Source organism: Peribacillus sp. NPDC097225 (assembly GCF_044761955.1).
Lineage (GTDB): Bacteria > Bacillota > Bacilli > Bacillales > DSM-1321 > Peribacillus.
On record NZ_JBIWDJ010000001.1, the window covers coordinates 74,637 to 86,108 of the forward strand.

Genomic DNA, 11,472 nt, shown 5'->3' on the forward strand with positions numbered 1-11,472 from the left:
GTTATCTACTCCCTAACCAACATTTGAAATGGACCTTCACCGACTTTTGCCGTTTTCTTGACCTCCATGGTTTCAGTATCCACTATATACACTTCATCACTGTCATACCCTGCCACTATCAAATCCTCCTTGAAGTTTCCCATTTCAAAAGGATTGACACCTACAACAAGGCTCTTGATCACTTCATATTTGTCATTCAATTTATATAAAGAACTTGAACCATGACTCAGAATAAAAATCCCGTCATCATTTTCAATGAATTTTATTGGCATAGTCGCCGCCTTAATCCTTTTCTTCAACTTTCCCGTCTCTGTCGAATAAATATAGAGATTTTCTTCTACCTTTTTTCCCTCACCATGACCGCCTATCCAAATTTCTTCATTTTCCTCCCTTACTAAAGCGCCTGTGGAGGAACTCTTTATCGTAAACTCCCGATCAACTTTTTTTGTTTCAAGATCAATCACCGAACAGATGGTATCCCCAAAATTAACGACAAACAAATTATGTGATTGCTTCCCTTGAAGTACGGTTAAGGGGCTTTGACCAACCCTGACCCTGTCTTGCTCCTTGCCTTCTTCATCTAAAAAGGAAATGGAATGATTCAATTGGTTGACAGCCACAATCCCCTTGTCTTCTTCTAGCATAAGCATATTGACGATCCCCTTCCCTGAATTCCAGCTGTTTATGTGTTTACCAGCGGATAGGGAAAAGATTTCAATCGTCGACATCTCCTTTCCATACAGAAGGAGCGTATCTTTGTCCGCTAAGAGCAAAGCTCCTGTAAAGGGTTCAGAAATATCCCAACTGGCAAAGCGCTGATAGTTTTCATCCAGGAACGTCAAGCTTGTATTTTTAATGTTGACAGTAGCCAAAAAAGATTTATCCAGGTTTATTTTGGTATACGTTTCATTGCTGTCGCATCCACAAAGCAGGGCAACGGCAAGCAAAAGGGGAATGACCCGCATCATGACTTTGACTCCTCATTCGTTTAAAAGCTATTTTCAAATATTCTAACAATAAAATGTGAAAAAAGTATGAAGAAAAAAAGAAAAATGATGAACAACTCCCGCTTCACTTTGAAGCCAACAGTCGTTCCTGTACCGTATGGTAAGCTGAAATGATTGCTGTCTTTTCTGCATCGGTAAGAGAGGATTCCCTCACCCGATTGACACTTAAATGAAATTTATCATGAATTGGCTTCCTTGCCCGAGGATGGGCATTTTCATCCAAGAGTTCACGTCGGATAAGTTCTGACAGAACTCTTGACGGGTCTTCTTCCCCCTTCAATACCCTCCTGTTATTCCATAGGCTTAGATAAGCCTCCAATATTGTCTCATCATTCATTAAATTTTTCATCCATTTCCCTTCCATCCATTACTAATTTATACATATTAAAAATCATCTTCGTAAAGACTATAAGTATATTTTAACTTTATTACTTCTAAAGGAGTGAGTGAATTGTCTCAAGTATATCGTTGTCCGAATTGCAGGACAAATAAATCCCGTTTCAATCTCATTGAACAGGTTCCCACCCCTGTTAAGAAAGATCCGCAATCCGGTGAGATTGTCGAACAGTACTCAAATGATGCCCTTCAGCCGTTTCACCTAGCCTATAATGGTCCTGAAGTTCGAGTACAGTGCGCAGCATGTGGGCTTATTGAAGATGAGAAAACATTTGCAGCTTTTGGACTGCAGTCATAAAAAAATCAGGCCCATGCTTTAAGGGGCCTGATTTTTTTATTCTTTTCCGACTGCCATTTTTGCTCGATCAATGGCGATTGGAATAGCTTTCCCGTCCTCATATCCTTCATCAAGTAAAGCGTTCGCTATCTCAATGGCTTTTTCACGGACATCTGCATCAAGATTTTTCATTGAATTAGGATAATCGCTTTTGTTCCACGGCATCCATAACCACCTCCTCGATAACTAGTCCTCCTCTTTTCCCGGTTTCGATTGGTGGTAAACGTCTATATCGCCGCTTTCACTTCCAAAGCTTTTAACTCATTGATTATCTTCTCTTTATCCAGTTTTTCGCCGATTATGACGATATTCAAAGGCATTTTAATCATTTCATTCATATACAATGGCATCCCATAAGAATATTGGAATAAGTAAGGATGCTGCGAATGCGTGAAGGAAAGATATCCTTTCATCCTGTATACCGTTTCAGGGAGGGCCCTGAGCCAATCCTCAAAGTCGGTTTGATTAATGGTCCCTGTAAAAGTATGCACGATTGCACTTAAATGAAGATGGCTATGTACTTCGAGCTTTTGATGGTTTTTATGTTGGTTCCTATGCATTTGTTGCAGGGAACCTATAGATACGGCTGCATATTCCGTCAATAAACATACGGCTTCTGGATTCAACCCCTGAATGGAATAGATGAGTTGGGATGCTTCCATTTCACTTACCAAATCCGCTTTATTTAATAAGATGAAATCTGCGTGGTGTATTTGCTCGGACAACAACTGTCTAAGCTGTGGCGAGAGCTGTTCTCGGTCACGCCACCTCAATAAATCGACCACCGTGATAATCCCTTTATACTCTAACTTATTAGCAAAAAATGGTGACATGATTCCATCGAGTACTTCTACTGGATGTGCTGCACCTGTTGTTTCAATATAAACGGCATCTAGATCATTTTCGGTCAACAATTCTTGCAGCTGAATTTCAAGCTTGTCCTGAAGGGTACAACAAATGCAACCATCAAACAATTCCTTTAACGGTACGTCATCGCCAATCAAACCACTATCCACCGATACACTGCCAAGTTCATTTAAAAGCACGGCCACTTTTCTACCCGCTTCACTTTCCTGCTTTAATATATTTCGAAGAAGCGTCGTCTTCCCGCTACCGAGAAAGCCGCCTAATATATATACTTCGGTCGTTTTCATTAGTATCTTCTCCTATAATGTACACGATTTTTATTTCCGTTAAAATTTTATCATACTTTTCCCGCTTAAGCACCCTGCGGGGCCACATAAAAAAACCAGCCCGAAAGCTGGTTTTTTCACACTTTTATTATGCCTGAACTTCATCTTTTTCATATATCGGAACCCAGCCGGCCGCTGTAACGAAAATACGGACCGCGACTGTTCTTCTATCTTCCGCTAGCGTGAAGTAGTGACGAGTCGATTCAGGTACGCTGATCAAATCTCCAGGGTTAAGTCGGACATCGAACCATTTTCCCTCGCTACCCTGGATGGCGAAGATACTCGTTCCCCCAGCGATGAACCGTACCTCGTCATCTTCATGATGGTGTTCCTGCTTGAAGTTCTGCAACAATTGGTCCAAATTCGGATTGGAATCGGATAATGTGATAATATCATGCGCTTTATATCCTCTTCTTTCCGAAATTTCTTTAATCTCTGACTGGAAAGCATCAAGAATCTCTTGTTTATCTTCATCCGTAAGATCATATTTTTCCACCAGATGGGCTGGCAATTTTGAAATATCCCATTGTTCGTAAATTACGCCTTGAGTCTCTAAAAAGCTCTGAACCTCTTCATTTGTTTCAATTACTTCATTTGTTTCTTGGAATCTAATTGTAGCCATTATTTTTCCTCCTTTATATTTTTAGCTGAGCGAACCTGTCAATATCTTTTGCTGGTTAAGTAACAGCTGATATTGAAACAGGAATTCACATGCTTCTAAGATTTTTTTTGCTTCCAACCCGCTTTTTCCCCATACGGTTATACCATGATTTCTGATAAGCACCGCTCCTGAGTCTGCATCGACATAGGGACTGAATGTCTCAGCCAACAACGGAATATCTGCATGGTTATGGATGATGGGTATCTTCAATTCTGCATCTTCCTGCCATCGTCCAGTAGCCTTGATAATTTCATGATGACAAAAAGTCACTTCCCCAACTTCACTATATAACTCGGAAATCACGTTATTTTCTACTGTATGGACATGGAGGACGCAATTGGCATCCGTTTTCCGATAAATCTCTGTATGAAGAAGAGTTTCAGCGGAAGGTCTGAGCTCGGTCATTTCGACTGGTTTTCCTGACAAATCCACCAAAATAAAATCGGAATCTGTCTGCTTGCGTTTATCCTTGCCACTTGCGGTTATATAAAAAGAAGGGCTATTAGCCTCACGGATCGATAAATTTCCACTCGTCCCCATGAACCAATCTCTCTCGGCTAGTTCTCCCTTTATTTGCGCTAGTTCCTGCCACTCTTTTGAAGCTGTCACCCTTACACCTCCTGCATTTTTTTTAGAATATCAATCACATCATGGAAAGTTTCAAACTCTTTATGGGGAATGGCTTCTGTGCGGCACTTTTCAAGGAGCCTGTCACGGGCAATAACAAAATCTGCCTGTTTAGCCGCTTCAAAGTCGGTAACGGAATCTCCAATCACCAATTTATACTGATCCTTTGTAGAAAGCTTTCTCATAATCGTAGGTTTACAGCAACCACACCCATGATTACATTGGTCATCACAAGTATGCGGCCACTCAATCATAATTTCTTCCTGACTGAAGTCGGCATGATTACAGTAGACATTCTCTACAGGTAAGAGGTCATTCAAAAGAGGTTCAACGAAAAAGTCCATTCCACCACTGACAATATAGAGAGGAATATCTGATTTTTTTGTAAATTCCACAAAATCACTGAACCCTTGGCGAATACCCGCTGTCTCCTTCACATATTGAATGATGTCCTCCTTTAAATCGCTATCCAGCAGGGAAAACATTTCCCCTACACCGTGGGAAATGCTGATTTTTTGCTGAAGAACACCATCTTTTAATGCCTCCCAGCCGGGCGGGGCAAACTTCTTCATGATTGAGATGATATTATCCGAGTTGGTGATCGTTCCATCAAAATCACAGAAAATGATCGGTTTGACCATGATTATAGCCCTCCCCATAGGGCCAGTGCTTTTTGAAGTTCCTCATCTTCCTCAGCCGCGATTGACAATGATTTTCCGGAAAGGACAGCTTCTACTGCGGAACGGAAGGCCTTAGCTCCGCCTTTTGCACCATCCGGATGACCATGGACGCCCCCACCAGCATTGATCACACTTTCTATCCCAAAATCCTTGATGAGATCTGGAACCATGCCAGGATGGATACCTGCCGATGGAACCGGGAAAGTCCTTTTCCAAGATGTTTCATTTCTCGTCAATCCTTCAGCAATCGCCAATGTCTCTGCTTTATCGAGTGCCACATTTCCGTATGGAGAGGGAAAGAGGGATAAATCTGCACCTGATATCCTCACCAGTTTTCCAAGGAGAAGCGGATAGCTGAGTCCATAAAATGAAGATGAAGCTAATGCTCCGCTATATGCCGGATGAGCCATGATCGGTAAGTTGATCCGGTCATTTTCGCGTAAAGCCTGTAGAACATCCAATCCATATGTATGAACATTAAATAACAAGGCATCTGCGCCGGCTTCGGCTGCCAGTTCAGCTTTATCCAATAGTTCTAGTGTTTTTCCTGACAGGTTCACAGCATATAAGGTTCGATGTCCCGTTGTCTCATAGATACCTTTCAAAATGGCCTTTCCGGTTTTGACTCTATCGATGAAAGGCGTCTGATCTTGGTCAAAAAGAATCTCATCGTCCTTGACAAGATCGACTCCTCCCAATGCCTGTTGCTCCAATTGTTCATTATGAAAGGCAAGGTCTCGACCTAACACACCTTTAAAAATACTCATCACTAGGGGGCGGTCAAACACATCAATTTTTTCCCTGATCCCACTAATTCCGAATCGAGGACCTGGAAAGGCTTTTTGAATATCGCCGACAAAGTCCAAATCCATCAATTTGATTTCCCCATCCAATGACAATTTACCGAATACTGTCGTCAAGATAGCCGGTAGATCATTAGAAAAATTACCTGCCGGGTAGGCAATCCTGATTGTTGAACGGTACACTTTTTGACCGAAATAGAGATTAACTCGCTCTTCTTCGGGAAGGGGTGTTACGGAAACTACCCTACCTTTATGTTTTTCCAGTTGCTGTTGCACCAAGTGAGGAAGTTCAGTCCATGTCCCTACAGTCAATCCTAACGCAATGCCTTCTGCTTTTTTCTCATGCTCTCCTTTGAAGTCATGAAGTAAATACGTAGCGATTATTTCGCTCATCTGATCACTCCCAATACGTAAAAGTCATTCTTAAAGTTGTCATTGTTGGTCTTTCCTTTAACAAGCTTCTAACCATCTGCGAACAAAGTTGCACTCCAATTCTCTGTTAAACATGTAAAAGCCCCTTCCTAAAGAAGAGGCTTTGAAAAAGCCATCTTCTTATCTCCCAGCTCTATAGCTGCAAGAATTAGCACCGTGCCTTACGGAATCAATAAATGATCCGGCGGTATTATCTCCGCCCCATTTCACAATGGTATTACAGTCGGTTGCTGGGCTTCATCGGGCTAGTCCCTCCACCTGCTCAAAATAAGAAAATGCTATTATATTTTCGTTTATGTATCTTAACTAAAAATTTAGAATTCTTTTTTATATTCTTTCACGCAATTCATACTTTGTCAATAGGTATAATGTTCAAACTATTCAATATCTCACTGATTTTCTTTGAATATATTCAATGTACGAATTCTTTCTACCGCTTCTTGGAGTCTGTCTTCTGAAGTGAGAAGTCCCACCCTGACGTATCCTTCACCAAATTCACCGAAACCATTTCCTGGTGCAACTGCTACATGGGCATGTGCCAGTAAATGATCTGCAAAGCTCGCTGAAGTATATCCTTCAGGGACCTTTAGCCAAGCAAAGAAGGAAGCATCTGGAGCCTGGACATCCCATCCAATGGATCGTAACCCTTCGATAAATACATTTCGTCGTCCTTCGTACATGTTCACGAGTTCCTTCACACACTCTTGTGAATCCAGTAAAGCGCATGCCGTGGCTTCTTGTATTGCGGGAAAAAGGCTGACGTAAAGATGATCCTGCAATAATTCAAGCGATTCGATGACACTCTGGTTGCCAACCGCAAAGCCAACCCTCCACCCCGCCATGTTATATGTTTTAGAAAGGGTGTAAATTTCTATCCCCACTTCTTTTGATCCTTCTGCTTGAAGGAAGCTTACCGGTTTTTTCCCATCGAACCCAATTGCACCATATGCGAAATCATGGACCACACATATCGAGTGTTCTTTTGCCATGGAAACCGTTTCTTCGAAGAATTCTGCTGACGCCGATGCTCCTGTGGGATTATTGGGATAATTCAAGAACATCATCTTCGCTTTGTCAAAAACCTCTTTATCTATTTCCTTATAATCGGGAAGAAAATCATTTTCTTCGGTCAAGGGCATAATTTCCGTTTTAGCTTGGGCTAACGCTACACCTGACAGGTAATCTGGATAGCCCGGATCAGGCACTAAAATTGTATCGCCTGGATTCAACAAGCATTGCGGTAATTCGACTAGACCAGCCTTTCCACCGAAAAGAATCGCCACTTCCGTTTTAGGATCTAGCTTGACGCCATATTCACGTTCATAAAAGAGGGCCGCAGCTTCTTTTAAATAGGGAAGCCCCCTAAAAGGAGAATATTTATGATTCATGGAATTTCCTGCTGCTGTCTGCAGGCTCTTCACGATATGTTCAGGAGTCGGTTGGTCTGGATTTCCCTGCCCAAGATTAATGACATCCTTGCCTTCTGATGTTATGTTATTAACTTTTTCGACTAAAGAAGCAAAAAACTGCTTTGGAAGCTCTTGAAGAAGTCTGGATTTTTCGAATTGCACCATCTTTGCACCTTCTCTGAAATTTCTTGAAATTATAGTCACAAATGATATATGTTTATCTTAATCTTGTAAAGTACTTTTTTACATATGGAGGTTTTAAATGATGAAATGGAAAATCGCCTGTTTACAAATGGACATTGCCTTTGGACAGCCAGATATAAATTTTCAGGTGGTAGAACAATGGATTGAAAAAGCTGTACAGTCTAAACCGGACATCGTCATGCTGCCGGAACTATGGACAACCGGCTATGACTTAACGAGATTACATGAAATTGCAGACGAAGAAGCAGAACAAACCATTACCTTTCTAAAAGCCCTTGCAACAAAACACCGAATTAACATAATCGGTGGCTCGATTGCAAAGAAAACTAAGGAAGGCATCTATAACACAATGCTCATCATCGATAAAGAAGGCAAACTGGTTAAAGAATATGATAAACTCCATCTGTTTCAATTGATGGATGAACACCATTACTTACAACCTGGCAAAAAAGACGGCTTATTCTCCCTCGATGAAAAGATTTGCGCCGGATTCATTTGCTATGATATCCGGTTTCCGGAATGGCAACGAGCCCATACGGTACGAGGTGCGGAGGTTATCTTCGTGACCGCCGAGTGGCCAAAGCCTAGGCTCCATCATTGGAGGGCACTGTTAATCAGCCGGGCAATCGAAAATCAAGCCTTCGTTGTGGCTGTGAATCGTTCCGGTTCTGACCGCAATAATCATTTTGCCGGACATTCCATCATCATCGACCCATGGGGAGAAATCATTTGTGAGGCTGGTGAAGAAAAAGAACTTCTACTCGGCACCCTTGACTTAGAAAAAGTAGGAGAAGCAAGAAATAAAATACCCGTTTTCGAAGATCGGCGGCCCGATTTTTATTAATTTCCCATTGACAAACTATTTGAAATATTGATATCATTCATTCAAGATTAATTTTCTGAAAATAAATACAATACTCTTATCAAGAGCAGGCTGAGGGATAAAGGCCCTATGAAGCCCAGCAACCGACTGTAATACCATTGTGAAATGGGGCGGGAATTCCGCCGGATTATATCCACAGAGCACGGTGCTAAATCCACCAGAAAGAATTCTTTCTGGGAGATAAGAGGTTCGAAGTGAAGCTTCTGCCTCTTTCTATGGGAAAGGGGCTTTTTCATATTTTTTAATGTACTTGGAGGGATAACAATGACTCAACCATCAAATTTCAAGCTATTGACAAACGAAACGGCAATTGACCTAACGAAGAAACTTGGGTTACTGCATTCAGATGACTCATTACTATGTAATGAAATCGGTGACGGAAATTTAAATTATGTTTTTCACGTTACAAATCCCGTAACAAATAAAGGAGTCATCATCAAACAAGCAGTTCCTTACGCAAAGGTTCTTGGTGAAAGCTGGCCATTGACTTTAAAAAGATCGGCTATCGAAGCAAATGCATTAATTCAATTCAGAAGCTATTGTCCCGAACTTGTCCCACAAGTCTATTATTCTGATGAACAGCTTGCAATCACCGTCATGGAAGATTTATCACACTTGAAAATCGCCCGGACCGGATTAATTGAAGGAGATCATTTCCCTCTATTATCCAAACATATTGGTGAATTTGTTGCAAAGACCGCTTTTTATACGTCTGATTTTCATTTGGAACCGGCAGCGAAAAAAGAGGTTGCCCGGAACTTCACGAATCCAGAACTCTGCAAGATTACTGAGGTTTTCATTTTCACGGATCCTTTTTTGGAGGAACATCCAGGCGAGTTTGAGCTTGAGTTGCTGGAGGCTGCCAAGTCTATATGGAAAGATGCTGATTTAATACTGGAAGTGGCTAAGTTAAAACAAAGCTTCGAATCCGAGCAGGAGGCCCTTCTTCATGGCGATTTACATACGGGAAGTATATTTGCAAGTGATACAGAAACAAAGGTAATTGACCCTGAATTCGCTTTTTATGGTCCTGTTGGATTTGACCTTGGACAATACATGGCGAATCTCCTATTCCAGGCAGTAACACGCGAGGCCACTGGGAAGGAAGAAATCTTTACTCATCTTCAGGAATTTTGGAATACATTTGAAGAAACATATACAAACCTGTGGAATTCTGAAAATAAAAGTCCTTACAGTAAGATCGAAGGTTATCTTCCATATGTACTCAACAAGTTTAAAGGTGATGCATATGGCTTTGCAGGATGTGAACTAATTCGAAGAACCATTGGCCTATCTCATGTTGCTGATTTAAATGGCATTGAGAATAAAGAAACTAGAATTACAGCTAAAACGGCTACCTTGAAAATCGGGGCCCATATAATCAAAAATCGGAAAGAACTGAATATTTCAGCAGTGATAGAAGCCGTAAAGCAATATACATTGCCTTCCTATTCAGCCCTATAAGGAGATATACATATGACAACTACAACGCCACTACCCTATTCCGTCCAATGGAATGATACCCATATTACCTTATTGAATCAACAGGCCTTGCCATCAAAAATAGAATTCATTGAACTTTTTACGGTTAAAGATGTATATGACAGCATCTTGACCTTGAAGGTCCGTGGTGCCCCCGCTATCGGGCTAACTGCAGCATTTGGCGTTGCTCTTGGTGCAATCCAGGAAAATACCACGGATTTATGGCAATTTAAACACAATGTCACGAAACATGTTACTACACTCGCTTCTTCAAGACCAACAGCGGTCAACCTTTTTTGGGCACTGAAAAGAATGGAGAGTACTCTACAAGCAGCCAATAGCATAGCTTCAGCCAAAAGCGCTCTTGTTGCTGAAGCAAAAAAGCTATTTTCAGAGGATGTGGAGATGTGCCGAAAAATTGGTGAATACGGATTGTCTTTATTCAACGAGGGTGATTCTATTTTAACCCATTGTAATGCTGGGGGGATAGCCACTGCACGGTACGGAACTGCCCTCGCACCTTTCCACCTGGCCCAGGAAAGATCCTTTCCTATAAAGGTCTATGCCTGTGAAACGAGACCTGTCTTGCAAGGGGCACGACTCACCGCATGGGAACTTATGCAAGCTGGAGTGGACGTTACATTAATCTCGGATAATATGGCAGCCCACACCATTCATCATAAAAAAATCGAAGCCATTATAGTCGGAGCAGACCGTATTGCGGCAAACGGTGATACAGCCAATAAAATTGGTACATTGGGTTTGGCGATATTAGCTAAGCATTACGATATTCCTTTCTATGTAGCAGCACCATCAAGTACATTCGATTTATCTCTCGAGTCGGGTATCTCCATCCCAATCGAAGAAAGGAATGGGGATGAAATCACTTCTATACAAGGAGTCAGGATAGCACCAGAAAATGTGAAGACATTCAATCCTGCTTTTGACGTTACGCCCCATTCTCTTATTACAAGCATCATTACCGAAAATGGCATCATTTCACCTGATTACAGGAGTAATATCCCGCTTGTTGTAAAATGAAATTATTTATAAAGGATTGATCAAGGGGCTGTCCCAAAAGGTGTAATTACACACCGAAATTGAATAAATAGTAAAAGGCAGAAACGTTGATTTAACAACATTTCTGCCTCTTTATTTTTGCGAAATCCACTGGAATAAGGACTTATTAGACAGCCCCTTCATTCTTTTCACGATTAACCTTGGAAACCCATTCAGTTGCTCCTGTTATATTTATTCTGACGAGGTTCTTTTTGATAGATATAATCGCAGAATTTAGTCAGATTGGCATCTAGCCTTCTTTGATTTTTCTGCCGCTTTTCGGTAGTAATTATTCTTAG

General features: G+C 41.4%; 12 protein-coding genes, 1 pseudogene and 2 riboswitches. Of the genes and pseudogenes, 4 read left to right on the forward strand and 9 right to left on the reverse strand.

Features of this window, described 5'->3' with window-relative positions:
• Positions 1-5: 5 nt before the first annotated feature.
• Positions 6-968, reverse strand: coding sequence for a YncE family protein (locus ACIQXH_RS00325; RefSeq protein ID WP_402988230.1), 963 nt, complete (start codon positions 966-968; stop codon positions 6-8).
• A gap of 103 nt (positions 969-1,071) precedes the next feature.
• Positions 1,072-1,356, reverse strand: coding sequence for a hypothetical protein (locus ACIQXH_RS00330; protein ID WP_403121800.1), 285 nt, complete (start codon positions 1,354-1,356; stop codon positions 1,072-1,074).
• A gap of 102 nt (positions 1,357-1,458) precedes the next feature.
• On the opposite strand from ACIQXH_RS00330, the gene ACIQXH_RS00335 reads away from it, so the two are divergent.
• Positions 1,459-1,701 carry a DNA alkylation repair protein gene (locus tag ACIQXH_RS00335; protein WP_402868932.1) on the forward strand — a complete coding sequence of 81 codons (243 nt, stop codon included), beginning with the start codon at positions 1,459-1,461 and terminating at the stop codon, positions 1,699-1,701.
• Between the two features lie 57 nt (positions 1,702-1,758).
• Here ACIQXH_RS00335 and ACIQXH_RS00340 read toward each other — a convergent pair.
• The 7 genes and pseudogenes from ACIQXH_RS00340 to ACIQXH_RS00370 all read right to left on the reverse strand — a co-directional run.
• A pseudogene (locus tag ACIQXH_RS00340) lies at positions 1,759-1,905 on the reverse strand (DUF2188 domain-containing protein); the annotation flags it as partial.
• Positions 1,906-1,967: 62 nt separating this feature from the next.
• Complete coding sequence (locus ACIQXH_RS00345) at positions 1,968-2,894, reverse strand: CobW family GTP-binding protein (protein WP_402868934.1); 927 nt, start codon at positions 2,892-2,894, stop codon at positions 1,968-1,970.
• Positions 2,895-3,021: 127 nt separating this feature from the next.
• A complete protein-coding gene (locus ACIQXH_RS00350) occupies positions 3,022-3,555 on the reverse strand; it encodes a cupin domain-containing protein (protein ID WP_402988224.1) in 534 nt (177 codons plus the stop codon).
• A 21-nt stretch (positions 3,556-3,576) separates the two neighbouring features.
• Entirely contained in the window at positions 3,577-4,203 is a 627-nt protein-coding gene (locus ACIQXH_RS00355; protein WP_402956865.1) for a methylthioribulose 1-phosphate dehydratase, read from the reverse strand.
• A 2-nt stretch (positions 4,204-4,205) separates the two neighbouring features.
• A complete protein-coding gene (locus ACIQXH_RS00360; RefSeq protein WP_402868939.1) occupies positions 4,206-4,862 on the reverse strand; it encodes a 2-hydroxy-3-keto-5-methylthiopentenyl-1-phosphate phosphatase in 657 nt (218 codons plus the stop codon).
• 2 nt (positions 4,863-4,864) lie between these two features.
• Positions 4,865-6,097, reverse strand: a complete 1,233-nt coding sequence (gene mtnW / locus ACIQXH_RS00365; protein WP_402956863.1) for a 2,3-diketo-5-methylthiopentyl-1-phosphate enolase — start codon at positions 6,095-6,097, stop codon at positions 4,865-4,867.
• Between the two features lie 156 nt (positions 6,098-6,253).
• Positions 6,254-6,410: riboswitch (SAM riboswitch) on the reverse strand.
• 115 nt (positions 6,411-6,525) lie between these two features.
• Positions 6,526-7,710: a pyridoxal phosphate-dependent aminotransferase gene (locus tag ACIQXH_RS00370; RefSeq protein ID WP_402868943.1), complete on the reverse strand. Its 1,185-nt coding sequence runs from the start codon at positions 7,708-7,710 to the stop codon at positions 6,526-6,528.
• Positions 7,711-7,810: 100 nt separating this feature from the next.
• Here ACIQXH_RS00370 and ACIQXH_RS00375 point away from each other — a divergent pair, with 100 nt between their 5' ends.
• From ACIQXH_RS00375 to mtnA, 3 genes are all read left to right on the forward strand, one after another.
• Positions 7,811-8,593, forward strand: a complete 783-nt coding sequence (locus ACIQXH_RS00375; RefSeq protein WP_403122599.1) for a carbon-nitrogen family hydrolase — start codon at positions 7,811-7,813, stop codon at positions 8,591-8,593.
• Positions 8,594-8,666: 73 nt separating this feature from the next.
• A riboswitch (SAM riboswitch) is annotated at positions 8,667-8,819 on the forward strand.
• A gap of 71 nt (positions 8,820-8,890) precedes the next feature.
• Positions 8,891-10,096 carry an S-methyl-5-thioribose kinase gene (gene mtnK / locus ACIQXH_RS00380; protein ID WP_402988807.1) on the forward strand — a complete coding sequence of 402 codons (1,206 nt, stop codon included), beginning with the start codon at positions 8,891-8,893 and terminating at the stop codon, positions 10,094-10,096.
• A 12-nt stretch (positions 10,097-10,108) separates the two neighbouring features.
• Positions 10,109-11,155: an S-methyl-5-thioribose-1-phosphate isomerase gene (gene mtnA / locus ACIQXH_RS00385; RefSeq protein ID WP_403121802.1), complete on the forward strand. Its 1,047-nt coding sequence runs from the start codon at positions 10,109-10,111 to the stop codon at positions 11,153-11,155.
• Positions 11,156-11,472: the final 317 nt, after the last annotated feature.